The sequence below is a fragment of the Vreelandella sp. EE27 genome (assembly GCF_968206495.1).
Window position 1 is genome coordinate 118792 of sequence record NZ_OZ309109.1, and the last position, 21424, is coordinate 140215.

Genomic DNA, 21424 nt, shown 5'->3' on the forward strand with positions numbered 1-21424 from the left:
GTGGAGCAGTGCATGGATATAGCGGATTTTTTTGACACCTTTTTTGAAGAAGCCGAAGAACTGCTTGCGGATATGGAGCAGCACTTGCTGGAGCTGGATGTCGATAATCCGGATAGCGAGCAGCTGAACGCCATTTTTCGTGCCGCCCACTCCATCAAAGGCGGCGCGGGAACATTTGGGTTTAGCGTGTTGCAAAAAACCACGCATATCCTGGAAAACCTGTTGGATCACGCGCGAAAGGGAGAACTCGTTCTACGCCCCGACCTCGTTGATACGTTTTTAGAGGCCAAAGACATCATGCACGAACAGCTCGATGCTTATCGCAGCGAGGAAGAACCCGACCAGCAGGCGTTTGAGCGCATCTGCCATGTGCTTCAGCAAATCGCGCTGGAAGAGATGGGCGAGCCACTGGAAGTGGCCATAACGCCCAGCGAAACCGCGCCCAAGGAGCCGGCGCCGGCGTCCAGCGAAAGCGAAGCGGTGCCAGCGCAAGAAAGTCAGCTGATCGTGGCCCTTTTGAACGTAAGTGATAAAGACCGTGCGCTGCTGGTAGAGGAACTTGGACAGCTGGGCGACATCGTGCAGCAGTCCGGCGACGAAAAGCGCTTTGAAGTCGTGATGAGTGCAAGCACGAGTGCCGACGATATCGAAGCGGTGATGTGTTTTATCATCGAGCCCGACCAGATCGAAATAAGCGCCGTGGCGGCGCCCAGCGCGCCCGCCCAAGCCTCGCCCCCGGCCTCTGCTGCGCCAGCGCCCCAGGCAGAAAAACCTGCGCCGCCGCAAAAAAGTGCGAGCGCACCGGCCGCGGCCCCAAAAGCCGACAAGGCAGCGGCCAAGAAAGCCGTGCCGGAATCGAGCTCGATTCGCGTCTCCGTGGACAAGGTCGACCAAATCATCAACCTGGTGGGCGAGCTGATCATCACCCAGTCGATGCTCGATCAGACGGTGAGCGATTTAAACGATCAGTCGATAGGCAACGGGTCGCTACAAAACGGCATGAGCCTTCTTCAGCGCAACGCCCGGGATCTGCAGGAATCGGTCATGTCGATCCGCATGATTCCCATGGAGTTCGTGTTCAGCCGCTTCCCCCGCGTGGTGCGCGATACCGCCGGCAAGCTGGGTAAAGAGATCGAGCTGATTACCGAAGGCAAGTCCACCGAGCTCGACAAGAGCCTGGTGGAGAGGATCACCGATCCGCTGACCCACCTGGTGCGTAACAGTCTCGACCACGGCATCGAAATGCCCGAGGTGCGCGAGGCGCTGGGCAAGCCCCGCCAAGGCAAGCTAACCCTGGCCGCCCGCCATCAGGGCGGTAATATTCTCATCGAGGTCAAGGACGACGGCGCCGGCATGGACCGGGATCGCTTGCTCGCCAAGGCTCGCGAGAACGGGCTGAACGTCTCGGACACCATGACCGACGAAGAGGTCTTTCAGCTCATTTTCGCCCCCGGCTTCTCCACCGCCGCCGAGGTCACCGACGTCTCCGGGCGTGGTGTCGGCATGGACGTGGTCAAGCGGAACATCCAGAAAATGGGTGGGCGCGTCGAGATTCAATCCAAACTCGGCGAAGGCACCAACACGCGTATCGTGCTGCCGCTGACGCTGGCCATACTGGACGGTATGTCCATCAAGGTGGGTAGCGAAACCTTCATTCTACCGCTATCCACGGTGCTCGAATCGCTCCAGCCTTCCAGCGACGACATGTACGCCATGGCCGGCGACGACGTCGTGCTCAAGGTGCGCGACGAGTATCTGCCGGTGATCGCGATCCATGAAGCGCTGGACGTGACGGATGCCATTACCGACCCGACCAAGAGTATCGCTGTGATCGTACAGGGCGAAGGCCGGCGCTATGCGCTGCTGGTCGACGAGCTGGTGGGACAGCAGCAGGTGGTTGTCAAGAATCTGGAAGACAACTACCGCAAGGTGCCCGGTGTCTCCGCCGCCACGATCCTGGGCGATGGCAGCGTGGCGCTGATTCTGGATATTACCGGCCTACACCGCTTAAGCCGCCATAAAAAAGAAGCGGGCAAAAACGTTCACCACCACCCCCATTTCTCGTATGACAAGGAGACCGAGCTGTCATGAGTCATTCCAATAGTGACGCGGTGCTGGCCGCCGCGGAAGCGGACAACAGCGAATTTCTGGTGTTCTCACTGGGCGAAGAAGAGTACGCCATCGATATCCTCAAGGTTCAGGAAATTCGCGGCTACGAAAACGTGACCCGTATTGCCAACGCCCCTGAGTTCATCAAAGGGGTCACCAACCTGCGCGGCGTGATCGTGCCGATCGTCGATCTGCGCATCAAGTTCCATTTGGATAACGTCGAGTACGGCGGCCAGACCGTGGTGATCGTGGTCAACGTCGCCGAGCGCGTCGTCGGTATCGTGGTGGACGGCGTCTCGGACGTCATGACTCTGACGCCGGACCAGATCAAACCCGCGCCGGAGTTCGGCGTCACGCTCTCTTCGGATTTCTTGAGCGGACTGGGCAGCCTCGAGGACCGCATGCTGGTTCTGGTGGATATCGACAAGCTTTTAACCAGCGAAGAGATGGCGCTCGTGGACAGTACGCAGCAAGCGTAACCCCGAGCAGGCGTAACGCTTTTAAGAGGCCGGGCGCGAAGAGACCTTTTTAAAAGATCGAGTTAAAAGACTTTGGCATAAAGAGCACTGGCAGGACCAGAGCCGCAGGCGTAGAAAAGGGATATCGCTAATGCATCAGTTGATGAACAACATGACCGTCCGGCTTAGCTGGGCACTGGTTTTGGTTACCTTCTCCTTGCTTGTCGTCGCCGCCTGCGCGACGGGGCTTTACGCGCTTCAGGAGAGCGGTGCCATCCTAAGGTCAACGAGCGATATCGCGGTTCAACAGCAGCTCTTCGCTGACTTTGCCGGTATTGTCCGCTGGACGCTGATCGCGGTGCTGGTCGTGACCGCGCTCACCGTGGCGGTCGTGGTATGGGGCGTCACCGTCAACGTACTGCGCCCGCTCAGCCGTCTGGTGGGCTATTTCGAGCGCATGGCCGAAGGTGACTTGAACCAGCAGATCAGCGCGCCGGGAAATAACGAAATCGGCCGGCTCTATATTGCCATGGCGGACATGCAAACCTCGCTATCGGAAACCGTCGGGGTGGTTCGCCAAAGCGGCACGTCCATCTTCGAGCGCGCCCAGAGTATCGCTAGCAGCAATAACGACTTGTCATCGCGTACCGAGCAGCAGGCCTCGTCGCTCGAAGAGACCGCCTCCAGCATGGAGGAGCTCGCCTCGACGGTGAACCACAATGCAGACAACGCGCGTCAGGCAAGCACGCTGGCCGGCGACGCTACGCTCACCGCGCGCCAAAGCGGTGACGAAGTCAGTCGTATCGTCGAGACCATGCAGGAGATCAGCTCCAGCTCACACAAGGTGGCCGACATCATCACGGTAATCGACACCATCGCCTTTCAGACCAATATTCTGGCGCTCAACGCCTCGGTGGAAGCCGCGCGGGCCGGCGAGCACGGCCGTGGCTTTGCGGTGGTCGCGCAAGAGGTGCGTAATCTGGCCAGCCGCAGCGCCAACGCCTCTAAAGAGATCCGCGCGCTCATCGATGCCTCGCTCACCAAGGTGGACAGCGGCACCGACCGGGTCAATCAGGCCGGCGAGACCATGCAAGGCCTGGTCAGCGCGGTTCAGCGAGTCAGCGACATCATGGATGAAATCGCCTCGGCTTCGGAAGAACAGAGCAACGGTATCAGCCAGGTGAATCAGGCCGTTACCCAGATGGACGACGTCGTACAGCAGAACGCCCGATTGGTGCAACAGGCCGCCGGCCGTGCCAACGAACTCGAAAGCGACGCCGCGCGCTTGAGGGAGGCGGTCGAGCGTTTCAGGGTCGCCGAGCGGGCGCAACAAGCGCCGGCCCCGGCGCCCGCACCACTGGCGCGTCCGGCCCCGGCAAGCCTTGCAAGCCCGGCGCCCGCCCCGCGCGGTCAGGCCGTTGAAGAGTGGGAAGCCTTTTAGGCCTCCTGTCCCGGATAAGCAGGCTCTTGGCCCAGGCTTGAAAGAGCAACGACGTTATTAATACCAAAAATAAGGCAATGCCATGCGCAATAATCAGCCAGTTACCCAGCGGGAAGTAGAGCTCAAAGGGGACGACTTTCTTGTCTCGCGGACGGATCTTGACGGACGTATCACGTACGCCAACCCGGCCTTCATCGAGATTAGCGGCTTCAGCCGCGAAGAGCTGATCGGCGCGGCGCACAATATCATTCGCCACCCGGATATGCCGCCGGCGGCCTTCGAAAACCTGTGGCAGACCGCCCGCGCCTTGGAGACCTGGCGCGGGCTGGTTAAAAACCGCTGCAAAAGCGGCGATCACTACTGGGTAGAGGCGAGCGTTACGCCGATCATCGAAAATGATGAAGTGGTGGGCTATACCTCGGTACGCGTGCAAGCAAGTCGCGAGGCCATCGCCTACGCGGAAGGCGTTTACGCGGGCATACGCGAAGGGCGGGCCAAGGGCGTGTACCTCGATAAAGGGCGTATCCGCCGCCGGGGCGTGGTGGCACGTATCAAGCGGCTGCGCCCGGATACCATTCGCGCCAAGCTGGTGGGAATGATCGTGGTCGGCGGGGCGCTGCTGCTCGCCAGCGGCGGGATCGGGCTTTACGGCATCGACGCCTCCGGCGAGCGCCTCCAGCGGCTCAATCAGGATGGCTTGCGCGATGTCATTCGCCTTCAGCAGATCGACCAGGGCCTTGCCCAGGCCCGGCAGCAGTTGGTCGAACGTGGGCGTATGGAGCTCATCGACCAGCGTTTCGAGATCGGCGCGGAGATCGAGCAGGAGATCGAAGAAATCGGCGCCACCTGGCAGGCGTTTTACGCAAGCGAGACCAATGCCACCGAGCTTGCCGACGCCTTTGACGAGCGTCTTCAAGTGTTTTTTGCCGACAGCATGGGCGGCGCTGCCCGGCTGCTCCAGGCCGAAGATGCGTTGGACGTGCTGACCGGAATCGGCGATGTCACCAGCGCCATGAATAGCGACGGCCGCGCGCTATCGCTGATGGTCAACGAGCTGATCGCCCAGGAACAGCATGCCGCCGAGGCGATGGCCGCTGACGCGGAGCAGGCGCAAACGGCCATGCTGGCTACCCAGGCCGGCGTGCTCGGGGTTGGCCTGCTGGCGCTGATTCTGCTCGGCACGGTGCTTCTGCGCTCCATTTTGAGACCGCTAAAAGACGCCTCGCGGTTTACGCTGCAAATTGCCGGCGGCAACCTGGCGGCGCGGGTTCCCGAACGCCGCCAGGACGAGATCGGGCACCTAATGGGCTCGCTCAATACCATGCGTAAGAGCCTTGGCAGCATCATTGGCGATGTCAAAGAGGGGATCGGTGTCGTGACACCGGCGGCTCAGAACATTGCCAGCGGCAACGAAGAGCTCTCCGCGCGTACCGACCAGCAGGCGGCGTCGCTTCAGCAAACCGCCTCCAGCATGGAAGAGATGACCACGACCGTTCGCCAAAATAGTGAAAACGCTCAACAGGCGCGCCGTTTGGCCGATAACAATGCTGAGCGGGTGAGTGAAACCGGTGAATTGATGACCCAGCTGGTCAGCAACATGCAGCGGATTACGCAAAGTTCTCAGCAAATGGCCGATATCATCAACGCCATCGACTCGATTGCGTTTCAGACCAACATACTGGCGCTGAATGCATCGGTCGAGGCGGCGCGGGCCGGCGAGCATGGCCGCGGCTTTGCCGTCGTCGCCGAAGAAGTGCGCAACCTGGCCGGGCGTTCGGCCTCCGCCGCCCAGGAAATTCGCACGCTGATCGATGGTTCGCGTCAGGATGTCGCCGCCGGGGCCGGGCTTGTCGAGCGCGCCGAGACAGCGATCGGCGACGTGGCGGAAACCGCGCGCAGCGTCACGAACATCATGCACGAAATCTCTTCGGCGTCCGAAGAGCAGAGTGCCGGTATTAGCGAAGTGAACCAGTCGGTGGCCGAAATGGATCAGGCGACACAGCAAAACGCCGCGCGTGTGCAGGAAACGGCCCAGGCCGCGGTATCGCTCGAGCGTCAAACGACGCTGCTGGCGCTGTCGGTCGAGGCGTTCAGGCTGGAGAGTGAGGCGCCCAGGGCGGCCACCGCCAGCGGGTTTTCGCCACCCAGAACACCCCATAATGCCCTAAAAGATGCATCCGCGATGTCTTCAAGCGATACATCAACAACTACCCCGTCGGCTTCTGTGCCTATCAAACGGCAGACCGCGGTTGCAGAGGAGTGGCAAGCATTTTGAACGAACCACGTGATGGGTCGGCAGATACCGGTCAATGGACGACGGGAGGTCAGATCGAGCGCGATCTTGTACTGACCGACGCTGACTTCTTGCGTATCCGCGAGCTGATTTATCAGCGCGCCGGGATCGTGCTGGCCGAACACAAGCGAGAGATGGTCTATAGCCGTCTGGCAAGGCGGCTACGTCATCACGGCATGACCCGCTTTACCGACTATCTTTCGCGGCTAGAGCGCCAGCCCGATGCCAAAGAGTGGGAGGCGTTTACCAATGCGCTGACCACCAACCTGACCGCGTTTTTTCGCGAAGCACACCACTTTCCGCTGCTTGCCGAGCATATCAAGGACAAGGCCGGGCCGATCACGATCTGGTGTTCCGCGGCCTCGACGGGCGAAGAGCCCTATTCGCTTGCGATGACGCTTTTGGAAGTGCTGGGCGCCAAGGCGTCCAACGCCAAGGTCGTCGCCACGGATATCGATACCGATGCCTTGGCCCGGGCCCGAGCGGGGATCTACCCCCAGGAGCAGGTGCGCAAGCTCGACGAGGCGCGGGTCAAACGTTTCTTCCAGAAGGGCACGGGCAACCATATCGGTCTTGCCCGGATACGGCCGGAAGTATCGGCGCTGGTGGAGTTTTTGCCCCTGAATTTGCTGGCGCCCAAGTGGCCGGTGCAGGGCCCCTTTGATGCCATTTTCTGTCGCAACGTCATGATCTATTTCAACAAAGAAACCCAGGCAACCATTTTGCAACGCTTTGCCCCTTTGCTTAAAGAAGACGGGCTGCTGTTTGCCGGGCATTCGGAGAATTTTTCCTATATCAGCGACGCCTTCAAGCTGCGCGGGCAGACGGTCTACACCCGCGCAAAGTGACAGCGGCCGCGTGGCCACCCTTCAGGAGGTTTCTACCGGTGAGTTCAATAACAGGAGGCGGGCTTTGAGTACTGCCAAAATCAAAGTGCTATGCGTGGACGACTCGGCGCTGATTCGCGATTTGCTGACCACGATCATCAACGAGCAGCCGGATATGGAAGTGGTCGCCACCGCGCCCGACCCGCTGGTGGCCCGGGATTTGATCAAACAGTACAACCCGGATGTGCTGACGCTGGACGTCGAGATGCCGCGTATGGACGGTCTGGATTTTTTGGACCGGCTCATGCGCCTGCGTCCGATGCCGGTGCTGATGGTGTCGTCGCTGACCCAAAGCGGCTCGGAGATCACGCTGCGCGCGCTGGAACTCGGGGCGCTGGATTTCGTCGCCAAGCCAAGCCTTGGGGTACGCAGCGGCATGATGGAGTACGCCAACGAAATCGCCGAGAAAATTCGCGCCGCGGCCCGCTCACGCCCGCGCCAGGCGCGTAAGCCGGCGGCGGCGCCCACGGCGCTGAAAGCGCCACTGGTCACCAGCGAAAAGCTGATCATCATCGGCGCCTCGACCGGCGGTACCGAAGCGATTCGCAGCGTGCTCGAGCCGCTACCGGCCAATGCCCCCGCCATTTTGATTACCCAGCACATGCCCGGCGGCTTTACCCACTCCTTCGCCGAGCGCCTCGACCGGCTTTGCCGGATCACCGTCAAGGAGGCGTCGGAAGGCGAGCGGGTACTGCCCGGTCACGCTTATATCGCGCCTGGCGGTCAGCACCTGGAACTGGCGCGAAGCGGCGCCAACTACGTGGTTCGCCTGCACGACGGCGACCCGGTCAACCGCCACCGGCCGTCGGTGGACGTACTGTTTCACTCCGCGTCCAAACACGCCGGGAAAAACGCCATCGGCGTCATCCTGACGGGCATGGGCAAGGACGGCGCCGCCGGGCTCTTGGAGATGCGCCAGGCCGGCGCGCCGACGATTGCCCAAAACGAACAGACGTGCGTGGTCTTCGGTATGCCGCGGGAAGCCATTGCGGTAGGCGGCGCCGGGGAGACCCTGGCGCTAGACGATATTCCCGCGCGCTTGATGGCGCTCGTCGCCGCTTCGGGCCGCGCGCAGCGGGTTTAAACCAGAAAAAACGTTACATACCAAGGATCATTTAAATGGCGCGGTTCACACGAAACCTGAGTATTCACACGGCGGTCATTGCGGCACTGGGCTTTTTCAGCGTACTGATCTTGGCGCTGATCGCGCTCAACATAATGACGGATCGCTCCACCGAGAGAAACGTCAATCTATTGACGATGATCAGCCGCGACCAGCTCAACGAGCTCAATCGAGGCGATTCGCTGCTCAACCAGTCGATGCGGGTACTGGAGATGAGCTTGAGTTATTCCGTGGCCGGCCAGGACGAAAGAGTCGGCTCGGCGATGGCGGCAGCGGCGAGGCACATCGAGGGTACGGAGATGCGCTTCAACAATTTCATCGCCTCTCCCAAAACGCCTCTTGGCGAAGAGCTCGCACGCCCCGTGATCGAGAGCTATCAGCGGCTCATGCCCCTGGTCAAGGAGCAGTACGCAAGCCTTCAGGCGGGTAATATCGAACGATTCAACGAGCTGCGTCTGGAGCTAAGGGCTCCGCTTCTCGCGCTCGTGGACGGTATTAGCGAATTTTCCGATGGCGGGTTCGCGCGCGTGGACAAAATCCATGAGGATATTCAGGACCAGCGCCATCTGTTCAACGTGCTCTATATCGTTGCGGTACTCGTGACGCTGCTGATCGTCGTCGCGATCTATATCGGTTTGCGCCGTACCGTGACGACGCCGCTCAACGACGCCGTGCGCCGTCTCAACAAGATTGCCGACGCCGATTTGACCGAACCACTACCCAAGGCGGGTAATAACGAAATCGGCCAGCTGTTCGCGGCGATGGGAACCATGCAGGAGAGCCTCATCCGGCTGGTCGGCCGGGTACGCGAAGGCAGCGGCTCGATTCACCACGGCACGCGGGAAATCGCCCAGGGTAATACCGAGCTCTCCTCGCGGACCGAGCAGCAGGCTGCGTCCATCGAGGAAACAGCGGCGAGCATGGAGCAGATGACCGCGACCGTAAAACAGAACGCGGATAACGCCCGTCAGGCAAGTGGGCTCGCCGGTGAGGCATCGTCCACCGCCGAGCAAGGCGGCCAGGTCGTCGAGCAGGTCGTGCAAACCATGCACGGGATTTCGCAAAGCTCGCAAAAAGTGGCGGACATCACCAGCGTCATCGACTCGATCGCCTTTCAAACCAACATATTGGCGCTGAACGCCTCGGTCGAGGCCGCCAGGGCCGGTGAGCAGGGCCGCGGTTTCGCCGTCGTGGCCGGCGAGGTGCGCAACCTCGCCAGCCGTAGCGCCGATGCGGCCAAAGAGATCAAAACCCTGATCGATGACTCGGTCAAGCAGATCGCCAGCGGCTCGTCCCTGGTCGAACAGGCCGGCACCACCATGACCGACGTGGTCAGCGCCGTTCGCCGGGTCGCCGACATCATGGACGAAATCTCCGCGGCCTCCCAGGAGCAGAGCGACGGCATCGAACAGGTCAGCCACGCCGTGGGTCAGATGGACGAAGTCACCCAGCAAAACGCGGCCCTGGTCCAGCAGGCAGCGGCAGCGGCGGCATCGCTCGAGGACCAGGCCAGCCGGCTCGAGCAGGCGGTCGCGGTCTTTAAAGTGCTGGAAGGCCAGCAGAGTCGCGCGTCGGCTTCCGGCGCTCACACCGCGGGCCAGCAGGCCGCTCGTAAACCCGCTTTGGCGTCCCCGGCGAAGCAGAGTGCGCCGCGTTCGGAAAAGCCCGGCAAGCGTGAAAGCGCGGTCGAAGAGTGGGAATCCTTTTAATTCAACGCCCCTGCCACAGCGCAGGGGTACTTAACGCCATATACGTGGAGAGAAAGAGCAATGGCCGATAAAAACATGAGCTTTTTGGTCGTGGACGATTTTCCGACCATGCGCCGCATCGTACGCAGCCTGTTAAAAGAGCTTGGCTTTACCAACGTCGATGAGGCCGAGGACGGCCAGGACGCGCTCAACAAGCTTCGGGCAGGCAATTTCGAGTTTGTCGTGTCCGACTGGAACATGCCCAACCTGGACGGTCTCGAGATGCTCAAGGAGATTCGCCAGGACGATGCCCTGAAAGAGCTGCCGGTCCTGATGGTGACCGCCGAGGCGAAAAAGGAAAATATCATCGCCGCGGCTCAAGCCGGTGCTAATGGCTATGTGGTCAAGCCGTTTACCGCCGCCACCCTCGAAGAAAAGCTCAATAAAATCTTTGATAAAATGGGTAAATAAAGTGAGCCAGGCCCGCGCCTGGCTCGCGAGGAGAGCACCATGAGTCAGAATGAGGAGTCAGGCACTAACCAATTGCCCGACGAAGCCGCAGAAGAGTTGATACACCGGATCGGCAAGCTAACCCGCATGCTGCGCGACAACATGCGCGAGCTGGGTCTCGACAAGGAGATCGAAAAAGCGGCGGAAGCGATTCCCGATGCGCGCGACCGGCTGCACTACGTCGCCACCATGACCGAGCAGGCCGCGGATAAGGCGCTCAACGCGATCGACCGTGCGCAGCCGCTGCAGGATGATCTGGCCGACCGCGCCACCGCGCTCGACAAGCGCTGGGACGCCTGGTTCGAAGCGCCCCAGGAGCTTGATGAGGCGAAAGACCTGGTCAAAGAGACGCGCGCCTATCTTCACAACGTGCCCGAGGTCACCGCCGCGACCAATAAAGAGCTGATGGACATCATGATGGCGCAGGATTTCCAGGATCTCACCGGCCAGGTCATCAAGAAGATGATGGACGTGATCCGCGAAATCGAACACCAATTGGTGCAGGTGCTGATCGATAGCGTGCCCGGCGCCGAGGCGCGGGAAACCATGCAGCGCAAGGCTCAGGATCAGTGGGAAAACGACACTGCCCGGCGCAAGGAGGAGCTTCTCAACGGCCCGCAGATCAACGAATCCGCCCCGGATATCGTCACCGGCCAGGATCAGGTGGACGACTTATTGGACGAATTAGGCTTTTAATGCCGCGTTATTAAGACATTGTCCCGCGTCTCATCTGGCACACTAGGCATCTTGTTCAGCCGCCCTTCGGGGCGGCTGACTTTTGGTGCGCGGTTTTTGATGAGCCGGATGGTCGATGGCAGACAACGATAGCGATCAGGAAAAGACCGAAGAGGCCACGCCTCGACGAAAAGAGAAAGCCCGGGAGGAGGGCCAGGTCCCCCGCTCGCGCGAGCTCACGACCTTCCTGTTGCTCCTGGCCGGTGTCATAGGGCTCTGGAGCATGGGACAGATGCTTTACGATCAGCTCGGCATGGTCATGGAGCGGGCGTTTTTGTTCGACCGCCGACAGGCTTTCGATACCATGCCCATGCTGACCACCGCGCTCGATCTGGGCCGGCGGACGCTGATTTCGCTGATACCGCTTTTCGTACTGCTCGGCGTCGTCGCGATGGTCGCGCCGGCGCTGCTGGGCGGCTGGCTGGTATCCGCCAAAGCCATGAAGCCGAAATTCTCGAAACTCAATCCGATCAGCGGCGTCAAGCGCATCTTTTCGAGCCAGGCGCTCATCGAACTTGCCAAGGCGATCGCCAAATCGGTCCTGGTCGGCAGCATCTCCGGCGCGTTCATCTACGTCAATATCGACCGATTTTTGGGCCTGCCCGACCAGCCGATTCAACAGGCGCTGGCGGATGCCCTGAACATGGCGGCATTGGCGGCGGCGCTGGCGATCTTCTCGCTGGTCGTGGTGATTTTGATCGACGTGCCCTTTCAGCTCTGGAGTAACGCCAAAAAGCTGCGCATGAGCCAGGAAGAGATCAAGCGCGAGCACAAGGAATCCGAGGGCGACCCGCACGTCAAAGGGCGTATCCGTCAGCAGCAGCAGGCCATGGCCCGAGGGCGCATGATGAGTAAAGTGCCCGAGGCCGACGTGATCATCACCAACCCGACGCACTACGCGGTGGCGCTTTCTTACCAGGAAGGCAAGATGGGCGCGCCGCGCGTCGTGGCGAAAGGCGCCGACGCGGTGGCCGCGCGCATTCGCGAGCTGGCGTTTGAAGCGAAGGTGCCACGTCTTGAAGCCGCGCCGCTGGCCCGGGCGCTTTATCATCACGTGGATCTGGATGGCGAAGTACCGGCAGAACTCTACACCGCCGTGGCCGAGGTCATGGCCTGGGCGTACCGTTTGAAAAGCGTGGCGCAAGAAGGGGGCGAAACGCCCCCGACCCCTGAACATTTACCGGTTCCCGACGAAATGACGCATCCCAACCGTGGCCCCGGGGCTAGCGAGGCACGTTCATGAACATTGGCCAATTAATCAGCCAGCGCAACCCGTTTGGCAGTGTGCCCATGAAGCTGCTGGCCGGCCCGCTTCTGATCCTCATGATCCTTGGCATGATGATCCTGCCGCTGCCGCCGTTCGCGCTGGATATGCTGTTCACCTTCAACATCGCGCTGGCCATCATGGTGCTGCTGGTCAGCATGTTTGCCTCGAAGCCGCTGGACTTCGCCGCTTTCCCGGCGGTGCTTCTGTTCACCACGCTGTTGCGCCTGTCACTCAACGTCGCCTCGACCCGGGTGGTGCTCATGGAGGGCCACCAGGGCGGGGCCTCGGCGGGTAAGGTCATCGAAGCGTTCGGTACCTTTTTGGTCGGCGGTAATTTCGCGGTCGGTATGGTGGTGTTCTTGATTCTGGTCATCATCAACTTCATGGTCATCACCAAGGGTGCCGGGCGCATCGCCGAGGTCGGCGCGCGCTTCACCCTGGACGCCATGCCCGGCAAGCAGATGGCGATCGACGCCGATTTGAACGCCGGTTTGATCGGTGAAGAGGATGCCAAGAAACGCCGCTCGGAAGTCGCTCAGGAAGCCGACTTCTACGGCTCCATGGACGGCGCCAGCAAGTTCGTGCGCGGCGACGCCATGGCGGGGCTGGTCATCATGGTGGTCAACGTAATCGGCGGGCTGTTGATCGGTATGATGCAGCATGACATGGGCTTTGGCGACGCCGCGCGCACCTACACCTTGCTTACCATCGGCGACGGCCTGGTCGCCCAGATTCCGGCGCTGGTGATCTCCACCGCCGCCGGTGTCACCGTGTCTCGCGTCAACACCGATCAGGACGTGGGCCAGCAGATGATCAGCCAGCTTTTCGTCAACCCCCAGGTGATGATTCTGGCCGCGGCGGTGATGGGGCTTTTAGGCATGGTGCCGGGCATGCCCAACCTGGTCTTTCTGATCTTTACCGGGGTGCTCGGCGGTCTGGCCTGGCTTTTGACGCGCATGCAGGAGAAAGCGCTGGTCACCGAGGATCTCAAGGAAGCCCCGGCGGCGGTGCAGGAAACCCCGGAGGCGAGCTGGGAAGACGTCCAGCTGGTGGATACCCTGGGGCTCGAGGTGGGTCACCGGCTGATTCCGCTGGTGGACTCGCGCCAGAAAGGCGAGCTTTTGGCGCGTATTAAAAGCGTGCGCAAGAAGTTTGCCCAGGACGTCGGCTTTCTGCCGCCGGTGGTGCATATCCGCGACAACCTGGAGCTTTCATCGAACACCTACGTGCTCTCGCTAAAGGGCGCGGAGATCGGTCGGGCCGACGCCCAGCCGGGCAAATGGCTGGCGATCGACCCGGGTCAGGTCACCGGCGAGCTTTCCGGCACGCCCACCCAGGACCCGGCATTCGGCCTACCGGCGGTGTGGATCGATGCCAACCAGCGCGAGCACGCCCAGGTCTTTGGCTACACTGTAGTGGACGCCAGTACCGTGATCGCCACCCACTTAAACCACCTGCTGCACCGCCATTCGCCGGAGATGCTGGGCCGCCAGGAAGTGCAGAAGCTGCTCGACAAGGTGGGCGACGATCAGAAATCCCTGGTAGAAGAGGTCGTGCCCAAGGCGATTACGCTGACCGTGCTTCAGCGGATTTTACAAAATCTGCTCGAAGAGGACGTCTCGATTCGCGATATACGTACCATTTTGGATACGCTGGCCGAGCACGCCGGCCAGCAGAAAGACCCGGGCGAGTTGACGGCGCTGGTGCGCATCGGCCTTGGCCGGGCGATTACCCAGCAGTGGTTTGCAGGCCAGGAGACGCTGAACGTGATCGGCCTCGATGCCCAGCTCGAACAGGTCCTGATTCAAGCGATGAACGGCAACGGCGCGATGGAGCCCGGGCTTGCCGACACGCTGATGAACCAGGCGCAGCAGGCACTGGAGCGCCAAGAGGCCAGCGGCGAGCCGCCGGTACTGGTGGTGCAGCACTCGCTTCGCGCTATTGTGGCGCGCTTCTTGCGCCGCCGGCTGCGCCATTTGGTCGTCATGTCCCAAGCGGAAATTCCCGACGACCGTACGCTTAAAATCACCACGCTGGTAGGTGGCCGGTGATGCGTGGTGCGTTGGGCGCTTTGCAGACCCCCGCTTTGGAAAACCTGGAGGTTAACCCATGAGCGTAAAACGCTTTGTCGGCGCTAACAGCCGGGATGTCATGCGCCAGGTGCGCCAGGCGCTGGGCGACGAAGCGCTGATCGTCGCCAATCGGCGCACGGACACCGGCGTCGAGATTTTGGCCATGGCCGAAGAGGCCGCGCTCGAGCAGGCCACGCCGCTCGAAGCGGTGGGCATGGATGAAAGCGCGCCAACACTGCTGGCCGCCCAGCCCGCGCCGGCCCAGGCGAGCCCCGCGCACCCGTTCGAGGAAGTCAGCGAGCGGCTGCTGCGCGAAATGCAGGACATGCGTGCCCTGTTGGCTCGATCGCAAACCGGCGACGCCAAGGGTACGCCGCCCACCGGCGGTGCCACGGTGACCACGCTTTTGACCCGCGCGGGCTTTGGCAGTGAGCTTGCCGAAGAGATCGGCGCGGCACTGCCCGACTCCCTTGGCGCGCTGGAACTTCAGGACGAGCGGTTGCTCGGCTGGCTGCACCGCCAACTGATAGCGCGGCTTTCCGTGCTCCAGAGCGAGGCGGACTTTTTCGACCAAACCGGTATCGTGGCGCTGGTGGGGCCCACCGGGGTTGGCAAGACCACCACCACCGCCAAGCTTGCCGCGCGCTTTGTCATGCGCCACGGCACCCGCCCCGTCGCGCTGGTCACCACCGATAGCTTCCGCATCGGCGCCCACGAGCAGCTACGCATTTATGCGCGCCTGCTCGATACGCCGATGTACGCCCTCGATCACGAACAGCCCATCGATAACCTGCTGGGGCGGTTAGGCGGCAAGCAGTGGGTGATCATCGATACCGTGGGCATGAGCCAGCGCGATCAGCGTGTCATCGAGCAGATCGGCCAGCTCCAGGGCGGCGAATCCCGGGTGCGCCTGGTGCTGGTGCTCAACGCCGCCAGCCAACCCGAAACCCTGGAAGAGGTGGTGCTTCGCTACCGCCAGGCTGCGCGGGCGGCGGGCGCCGAGCTCGACGAGTGTATTATTACCAAACAGGACGAAGCGGGGCGTTTGGCGCCGCTTCTGGATATCGTCATGCGCTTTGGGCTGCGCGTGCTGTTCTCCTCCAACGGCCAGCAGGTGCCCGAGGATATGGCGCTGGCCGACCCGGCTGCGCTGGTCGAGCAGGCGCTGGCAGGCCATACCGACGCCGCGCCGGACCGCCCGCCGTGGCCGAACGCGCCGCTGGCACCGCGCTGGTCCCAGGACGTGCTGGGCCAGGGGCGTCGGTTGAGCCTGCTGCTCGCGCAGCTGCGTGAGCGGGTGGCCGGGTTCGCGCTGCTCGAAGCGGTATGGGATATCGGCGCGCTGCCGGGCGTACTGCACGACCAGCGCCTGGCGGCACTGGCCGACCAGGCGGGCGAGCAGAATGCGCTGGGCATCGTCTGGTCACCGCGGCGCAACGAGCGTGGCATGGAGTGGTCGATGCCGGATCTGAGCCTCGACGCCGACGGCCAGCTTTGTGCGCTAACGCTTTTACAGCACCGCCAGCCCGCCGGCTGGCAGGCTCGTATCGATGCCCAGCGCCAGGCGGCGGTCCATCTGCTGCCGACCCTTGCCGAGGGCGAGACCCTGGACGCGCTGGAAAGCGAGCGTTTGACCTGGGTCAGCCAGGCGACCGGCGCTCAGCGGATATACTGGCAGGGCGAGCGCTACGCGTTGACGACCCTGTTTGGCGAAAGCGAACTCTCGCATCGGGTCGACGTGCGCTTTCGCGGCCAGCCGCTACAGCTATGGAACGCCCACGCCGAGGTCACCGACCAGGCAGGGCGGCATTTTCTCGCCTGGTACGGCGAGCTGCGCGACCCGGAAAGCGCCAAGCGCGTGGCCAAACGCTACTGGCTCACCCCGGCGCGGCTGGGGGCCGAAGTGCTATCGCTGCTGGTCACTCAGCTGCAAAGCGAAGGCGCGGCTATATTGACCAAGCGAGCCTGGCGCGCGCTCAAGGAAGCCGATGGCGGCGAGGTCAGCGCCCAACTGCGCCTTTTGATGGCCAGCGGCGCCGCTGCGGCCGCCACGCACCTGGACAACGCCCAGGACGAGGCCGCGCAAACGCTGCGCCAGGACGTGATGCGCCTTTCCAAAACATCTCGCAAGCGCCGCGATACCGCGCTACTCGACGCGCTGATGCATATGTTGATGACCCGGGACGCCATCCGCCAACTGGGTAGCGTCAGCCGCGAGGCCCTGGCATGAGCGGCGGCGACCAGGCATCGGGGCTGCGCCAGTGGGCGAGCCTGCGCAACGAAGAGCGCGCGCAGCAGGCTGTGAGCGAGCCCGCCGAGCCCGAGGTGGACACCCAGGCAACCCCGCCGGCAAGCGACGCCGCCACGCCGGTGGTCAAGACGCCGCTGGCAGTGGTGGGGCTACCGACGAAAAGCGTCGCCCCGGTCAAAGAGCGCCTGGGCGAGTGGGCCGAACTTGGCCGGCGCTGGGCGGCGACCCCGGAAAGCTGGGAGGTCGTCCCGGTGGATGCCAGCGAGCCGATGGAGGCGCTTTGCGAGCGCTATTCACGCTGGGCGCTTTGGGTGCGCAGCGACGCGGACGCCTTCGCGAGCATGTATCGCACGCTGCGCCAGCTCAACGACAACCAGGGGCCCCGCCAGCTACTGGCGCTACACGAGCCCGGCTTGCCCCGCGAAGGGCTTTTAGACAATTTGCAGAAGGCGGCGGCGAATTATCTGAATATCGAACTGCTGCTACTAGCGCGGTAGGCCACAATGAAAAAGCGTTTTCTGAAAAAGAGTCTTCAAGGCGTCGCGCTACTAATGGCGATGGGGGCGAGCCTGACAGTGACCGCTCAGGCGGGCACAGGCAGCTGGAGTAAGGAGGTCACCGGTATGATGGTGGCCATGAGCGACCGGGCGGTCAGCAGCCAGGTTTTGGCGCCGCCGCCGGTAGCGGAGATCGCCCAGGGGCGCATCGAAGGCGTTCACTGGCGGTATGAGGCACCGTTCGACGCCGCGCTGCGGGCCTGGCTTTGCCACCCCGAGCGCTGCGTCGAGCTCAGCGGCCAGCGCGGAAGCGAAACCGGGTTTGCCGGGCTTTCCGCCGATGCGCCGCTGGCGTTTCGCTTCGCATTGGGGCGCGGGCAGCGGCCGATGCGGGTAAAAGGGCTTCACGTGATTGTGAACTACCAGTGACGAGTGTATAGCCACGAGGCACGAGGATGTATACAGCACAAGGCAGAATTCAACACAGCGAAATGGTCACTCAGCACATGCCGCTGGTGCGCCGCCAGGCGCTGGCGCTGCAGGTCCGCCTGCCGGCGAGCATCGAACTCGATGATCTGATTCAGGCCGGCATGGTCGGCCTATTGGAGGCGCTCGGGCGCTTTGACGCCTCCCAGGGGGCGAGCTTTGCCACCTTTGCCAGCCAGCGGATTCGCGGGGCAATGGTCGATGAGCTGCGCACCCGGGATTGGCTGCCGCGCAGCGTGCGGCGTTCGGCCCGGGCCATGGACGAGGCGGTCCGCCATCTCGAACAGAGCCTGGGCCGGGCGCCGGAGGAGGGCGAGATCGCCCGGCATCTGGACATGCCGCTCGGCGAGTATCACCAACTGCTCAACGACGCCAACAGCGGCCACCTGCTGCCCTTCGAGGAGCTTCTGGAAGAGGGCGGGGAACCCGCTCAGGAGGCGCTGAATGCGCCTTTTGAGGAGCTTTTGGGTGGTCAGCAGCGCGAAACCCTGATCGCGGCGATCGAAGCGCTGCCCGAGCGGGAAAAGCTTTTGATGGCGCTTTACTACCAGGAGGAGCTCAACCTGAAAGAGGTGGGCGCAGTACTGGGGGTGACCGAATCGCGTGTTTCACAGCTGCATAGCCAAGCCATTAGCCGTCTGCGCGCGCGGCTGCACGAGCCAGATTGACGCATTTTAACCGTTAAACCCAACCGGCGAGGAGCCGTCGATGAACCCCTCTACCTTGATCGGTATATTTGCCAGTATTTTGCTACTGGTTAGCGTGCTGTTTTTCACCGCGGAATCCCCGGAGAGCTTTCTCAACTTGCCCGGGCTTGCCATCGTGGTGACCGGCACCCTGGCGGCGACCTTCATTAGCTACCCGCTCAAGGAGGTACTGCGGGTGGTACGCCTGGTGGGGCTGGTATTTCGCCGCGAGAACACCTACGTGCGCGACGATATCAACGAGCTGGTGTCCATGTCGCGGCTCTGGTTCAAGGGCGACGTGCGGGCGGTGGAGCGCGAGCTCGAACACACGCGCAACCCTTTTCTGCGCACCGGCATTCAGCTGGTGATCGCCAACACCAAGGAAGATGAAATCTTCGACATGCTGCGCTGGCGTATCGCCCGGCTCAAGGCGCGCGAGCACGCCGAGGCGCAAATCTTTCGCACCATGGCGACCTACGCCCCGGCCTTCGGCATGATCGGCACCCTCGTGGGGCTGGTTAACATGCTGGAGGTCATGGACGCCGGTGACCTGGAGGTGATCGGCCCACGCATGGCGGTGGCGCTGCTCACGACCTTCTACGGTATCTTGCTTGCCAACCTGGTCTTCAAACCGGTGGCGGTGAAACTCGAGCGGCGCACCGAGGAGCGCTTGATCACCATGAACATGGTGCTCGAGGGCATCTCGCTGATCACCAAGCGCCGCTTGCCGTCGTTCATCGAAGAGACGTTGAACTCCTTCGTGGCCAACTACAACGACGAGATTCGTGATGCCAACGTGAAGCCGCGCGCCGAGAACGACGCGCCTGCCAAGGGGTAGGGCGATGAACCGCGAAGCCCGCCACGCACTGGAATCGCCATTCACCGGGGATGGCGACAGTGAAGATGGGTGGCTGACCAGCTACCTGGACGTGTTGACGTTGTTGATCACGCTGTTCGTGCTGCTGTTGGCGCTCACCCCGGCGGGCACCGGCGACGAAGCCGCCGGCACACCCACGACCTCGGGTATTCAGCCGCTCTCTTCGGGACTTCAACCGCTCCACAGTGGGCTGAGCCCGGCGATGGACGGCCTCGATATTCAAGGCGTGAGCGTATCCGAGGGCCGCGAAGGCATTACCCTGCGCATCGACGATAGCCTGCTGTTCGATAGCGGCGCGGCGCGGCTGACCGCTCAAGGCGAAGAGGTGCTGGAAAGCCTTGGCGAGGTCATCGACACCTTCGATGGAGAGATATCAGTGGAAGGGCACACAGACAACGTGCCGATCGCCACCGCCTCGTTTGCCTCCAACTGGGAGCTTTCGACGGGGCGGGCAATTGCCGTGGTGCGCCACCTGGAAGAGGAAGGCGTGGCGCGGGAACGCCTGCGCGCCGTTGGCTACGCCGATACGCGCCCGCTCGAGGCGAACGACTCCGTAAGCGGGCGCGCCGCCAACCGGCGCGTCGAGTTCGTGCTGCGCCGGCCGCCGAACGGCCAGGCGCCGGCCTCGCGTTAGGCGCTGGCGCAGCGGCGCTGCGTCTCGCGAATCGCCTCGCCGGCGCCCGCCAAACTGAACGTCATGGTCCAGGACGGTTCGTCGCCCTGCTCGAAACCGATATAAAGCTGCTCGCCGTCGCTCATCTGACCGAGCAGCGCATCGAGCTCGCCCAGGTAGAAGTGGCTATAGAAGCCGTCATCCCCCTCCTCGACGATAAACTCCGCCATGGTGTCGATCAGCGGCGCCTGGTCGACGCGCAGCCGGGCCGGTACCAGGTTCACCGCGCGGCTTTCGGTTTGCGTCTGTTCCAGGGTGACGCGCATCTCGAGCCAGGGCAGGTGGCAGATGCCTTCGGTGGCGTTCACGCTCAGCGTGGCGTCCGAGTAGCTTTGCGTCTCGACGGCGCGGAAATGGCGCTTGTCCTGGGCCTCGAGGGTCACGGCTTGCCAGGCGTCAAAAGCGGCGTCCTGGCTCACCGGGTAGCGCTCGGCCAGCGCCGCACTAAAAAACGAAAGCCCGGCCGCGCCCAGCGCGAAAGAAGCAAGTAAGCGAGTGGTCATGATGTAAAAGGCCAACCGTTGAGCAGGTTAAAAAGGCGTAGCCGGATCAATCGGACTGGCCGAGCAGGGGCCTTACGCTGTCGTTTAAGTAGCAATCGTCGAACTCGCCTTCCGCGGCCAGCGCCGCCATGTCGGGAATATTGACGTGGTGACGGTCACGATACACCAGGCCATCCTCGCTGAGCGCCGTGAAGGTTCGGCTGACGTGCACCGGGCTAAGGCCGAGTACGTCGGCCAACTGCTCCTGGGAGAGCGGCAGACGGAACTGGCCGGTAAGACCTGTGTTGGTCTGGCTCAGGCGAACGTACATTTCATGTAGAAAGTGAGCCATTTTCTGGCGCGCAGTGCGCCGTGCCAAATTGACCAGCCGCTCGGTCAAAAGCGCTTGCTGGCGGCTGCTGATGGCGAACATCACCGAGGTCAGTGGCAGCGAATCATTGAAAAGATCGATCATCCGCTTGTGGGGAAAGCGGCACACCACGCTGTCGGTGATAAAGCGCACGTTTTCCAGGCGCTTCGAGAAGGCGAACTCGCGCAGGCCGATGATATCGCCGGGCAGGAACACTTCCAAAATATGCCGGTCGCCGTTTTCCAGGTGGCGATAGGAGTACGCCCAGCCGCTACGCAGCGTGCAGAATTCGTTCGCCGGGTCTTTCATTTCCCATAGAAGCGAGCCCGCCTTTTGATCGACCGGGCTCTCTTCCAGCGAGTCGAGCAGCTTCTCTTCCTCTTCTGACAGCGAATAGAAGTGATTGAAATGGCGGACAATACAGCTTTTTTCCTGCCCCATGATCGGTTTCTCCTCTTTTGAGTAGCATACGCTCGACTAGCTGGTGGCCATGGGTTTAACCGACCCTCAAAGGCCAGC

At 62.3% G+C, this 21424-nt stretch carries 19 protein-coding genes; 17 read left to right on the forward strand and 2 right to left on the reverse strand.

Features of this window, described 5'->3' with window-relative positions; genetic code table 11:
- The first annotated feature begins 12 nt into the window (after positions 1–12).
- From cheA to ACWHVV_RS00645, 17 genes are all read left to right on the forward strand, one after another.
- Positions 13–2091, forward strand: a complete 2079-nt coding sequence (gene cheA, locus ACWHVV_RS00565; protein WP_447927622.1) for a chemotaxis protein CheA — start codon at positions 13–15, stop codon at positions 2089–2091.
- Positions 2088–2588 carry a chemotaxis protein CheW gene (gene cheW, locus ACWHVV_RS00570; RefSeq protein ID WP_447927623.1) on the forward strand — a complete coding sequence of 167 codons (501 nt, stop codon included), beginning with the start codon at positions 2088–2090 and terminating at the stop codon, positions 2586–2588. Before cheA ends, cheW begins: the two co-directional genes overlap by 4 nt.
- Before the next feature lie 130 nt (positions 2589–2718).
- Positions 2719–4008: a methyl-accepting chemotaxis protein gene (locus ACWHVV_RS00575; RefSeq protein ID WP_447927624.1), complete on the forward strand. Its 1290-nt coding sequence runs from the start codon at positions 2719–2721 to the stop codon at positions 4006–4008.
- Between the two features lie 82 nt (positions 4009–4090).
- Complete coding sequence (locus tag ACWHVV_RS00580) at positions 4091–6283, forward strand: methyl-accepting chemotaxis protein (protein ID WP_447927625.1); 2193 nt, start codon at positions 4091–4093, stop codon at positions 6281–6283.
- The gene (locus ACWHVV_RS00585; RefSeq protein WP_447927626.1) at positions 6280–7149 is read left to right on the forward strand and encodes a CheR family methyltransferase; all 870 of its coding nucleotides are present in this window, start codon (positions 6280–6282) and stop codon (positions 7147–7149) included. The genes ACWHVV_RS00580 and ACWHVV_RS00585 overlap by 4 nt, the downstream gene beginning before the upstream one ends.
- Before the next feature lie 64 nt (positions 7150–7213).
- Complete coding sequence (locus tag ACWHVV_RS00590; protein ID WP_447927627.1) at positions 7214–8272, forward strand: protein-glutamate methylesterase/protein-glutamine glutaminase; 1059 nt, start codon at positions 7214–7216, stop codon at positions 8270–8272.
- A gap of 35 nt (positions 8273–8307) precedes the next feature.
- On the forward strand, positions 8308–10020 hold the full coding sequence (locus ACWHVV_RS00595; RefSeq protein WP_447927628.1) for a methyl-accepting chemotaxis protein: 1713 nt from the start codon (positions 8308–8310) through the stop codon (positions 10018–10020).
- A gap of 60 nt (positions 10021–10080) precedes the next feature.
- Positions 10081–10470, forward strand: a complete 390-nt coding sequence (cheY, locus tag ACWHVV_RS00600; protein WP_447927629.1) for a chemotaxis response regulator CheY — start codon at positions 10081–10083, stop codon at positions 10468–10470.
- A gap of 39 nt (positions 10471–10509) precedes the next feature.
- The gene (gene cheZ / locus ACWHVV_RS00605; protein WP_447927630.1) at positions 10510–11205 is read left to right on the forward strand and encodes a protein phosphatase CheZ; all 696 of its coding nucleotides are present in this window, start codon (positions 10510–10512) and stop codon (positions 11203–11205) included.
- A gap of 115 nt (positions 11206–11320) precedes the next feature.
- Entirely contained in the window at positions 11321–12487 is a 1167-nt protein-coding gene (gene flhB / locus ACWHVV_RS00610) for a flagellar biosynthesis protein FlhB (protein ID WP_447927631.1), read from the forward strand.
- A complete protein-coding gene (gene flhA / locus ACWHVV_RS00615; RefSeq protein WP_447927632.1) occupies positions 12484–14562 on the forward strand; it encodes a flagellar biosynthesis protein FlhA in 2079 nt (692 codons plus the stop codon). Before flhB ends, flhA begins: the two co-directional genes overlap by 4 nt.
- Before the next feature lie 58 nt (positions 14563–14620).
- Positions 14621–16813 (forward strand): flagellar biosynthesis protein FlhF, encoded by a 2193-nt coding sequence (gene flhF / locus ACWHVV_RS00620; protein ID WP_447927633.1) that lies wholly within the window; start codon positions 14621–14623, stop codon positions 16811–16813.
- Positions 16810–17331, forward strand: coding sequence for a hypothetical protein (locus tag ACWHVV_RS00625; protein WP_447927634.1), 522 nt, complete (start codon positions 16810–16812; stop codon positions 17329–17331). The genes flhF and ACWHVV_RS00625 overlap by 4 nt, the downstream gene beginning before the upstream one ends.
- Positions 17332–17337: 6 nt before the next feature.
- The gene (locus tag ACWHVV_RS00630; protein ID WP_447927635.1) at positions 17338–17760 is read left to right on the forward strand and encodes a flagellar protein FlhE; all 423 of its coding nucleotides are present in this window, start codon (positions 17338–17340) and stop codon (positions 17758–17760) included.
- 26 nt (positions 17761–17786) lie between these two features.
- Positions 17787–18485, forward strand: coding sequence for an RNA polymerase sigma factor FliA (locus ACWHVV_RS00635; protein WP_447927636.1), 699 nt, complete (start codon positions 17787–17789; stop codon positions 18483–18485).
- 40 nt (positions 18486–18525) lie between these two features.
- Entirely contained in the window at positions 18526–19341 is an 816-nt protein-coding gene (locus tag ACWHVV_RS00640) for a motility protein A (protein WP_447527377.1), read from the forward strand.
- 4 nt (positions 19342–19345) lie between these two features.
- On the forward strand, positions 19346–20014 hold the full coding sequence (locus tag ACWHVV_RS00645; RefSeq protein ID WP_447927637.1) for an OmpA/MotB family protein: 669 nt from the start codon (positions 19346–19348) through the stop codon (positions 20012–20014).
- Here ACWHVV_RS00645 and ACWHVV_RS00650 read toward each other — a convergent pair.
- A complete protein-coding gene (locus tag ACWHVV_RS00650) occupies positions 20011–20556 on the reverse strand; it encodes a hypothetical protein (RefSeq protein WP_447927638.1) in 546 nt (181 codons plus the stop codon). The two genes, ACWHVV_RS00645 and ACWHVV_RS00650, sit on opposite strands and share 4 nt — an antisense overlap.
- Positions 20557–20602: 46 nt before the next feature.
- Complete coding sequence (locus tag ACWHVV_RS00655; RefSeq protein WP_447927639.1) at positions 20603–21346, reverse strand: Crp/Fnr family transcriptional regulator; 744 nt, start codon at positions 21344–21346, stop codon at positions 20603–20605.
- Positions 21347–21424: the final 78 nt, after the last annotated feature.

Coding starts and splice junctions, on each gene's coding strand:
- flhF (WP_447927633.1), top strand. CDS start 14,621: ATGAGCGTAAAACGCTTTGTCGGCGCTAACAGCCGGGATGTCATGCGC.
- ACWHVV_RS00575 (WP_447927624.1), top strand. CDS start 2,719: ATGCATCAGTTGATGAACAACATGACCGTCCGGCTTAGCTGGGCACTG.
- cheZ (WP_447927630.1), top strand. CDS start 10,510: ATGAGTCAGAATGAGGAGTCAGGCACTAACCAATTGCCCGACGAAGCC.
- flhB (WP_447927631.1), top strand. CDS start 11,321: ATGGCAGACAACGATAGCGATCAGGAAAAGACCGAAGAGGCCACGCCT.
- flhA (WP_447927632.1), top strand. CDS start 12,484: ATGAACATTGGCCAATTAATCAGCCAGCGCAACCCGTTTGGCAGTGTG.
- ACWHVV_RS00640 (WP_447527377.1), top strand. CDS start 18,526: ATGAACCCCTCTACCTTGATCGGTATATTTGCCAGTATTTTGCTACTG.
- cheA (WP_447927622.1), top strand. CDS start 13: ATGGATATAGCGGATTTTTTTGACACCTTTTTTGAAGAAGCCGAAGAA.
- ACWHVV_RS00650 (WP_447927638.1), bottom strand. CDS start 20,556: ATGACCACTCGCTTACTTGCTTCTTTCGCGCTGGGCGCGGCCGGGCTT.
- ACWHVV_RS00655 (WP_447927639.1), bottom strand. CDS start 21,346: ATGGGGCAGGAAAAAAGCTGTATTGTCCGCCATTTCAATCACTTCTAT.
- ACWHVV_RS00645 (WP_447927637.1), top strand. CDS start 19,346: ATGAACCGCGAAGCCCGCCACGCACTGGAATCGCCATTCACCGGGGAT.
- ACWHVV_RS00580 (WP_447927625.1), top strand. CDS start 4,091: ATGCGCAATAATCAGCCAGTTACCCAGCGGGAAGTAGAGCTCAAAGGG.
- ACWHVV_RS00635 (WP_447927636.1), top strand. CDS start 17,787: ATGTATACAGCACAAGGCAGAATTCAACACAGCGAAATGGTCACTCAG.
- ACWHVV_RS00625 (WP_447927634.1), top strand. CDS start 16,810: ATGAGCGGCGGCGACCAGGCATCGGGGCTGCGCCAGTGGGCGAGCCTG.
- ACWHVV_RS00595 (WP_447927628.1), top strand. CDS start 8,308: ATGGCGCGGTTCACACGAAACCTGAGTATTCACACGGCGGTCATTGCG.
- ACWHVV_RS00630 (WP_447927635.1), top strand. CDS start 17,338: ATGAAAAAGCGTTTTCTGAAAAAGAGTCTTCAAGGCGTCGCGCTACTA.
- cheY (WP_447927629.1), top strand. CDS start 10,081: ATGGCCGATAAAAACATGAGCTTTTTGGTCGTGGACGATTTTCCGACC.
- cheW (WP_447927623.1), top strand. CDS start 2,088: ATGAGTCATTCCAATAGTGACGCGGTGCTGGCCGCCGCGGAAGCGGAC.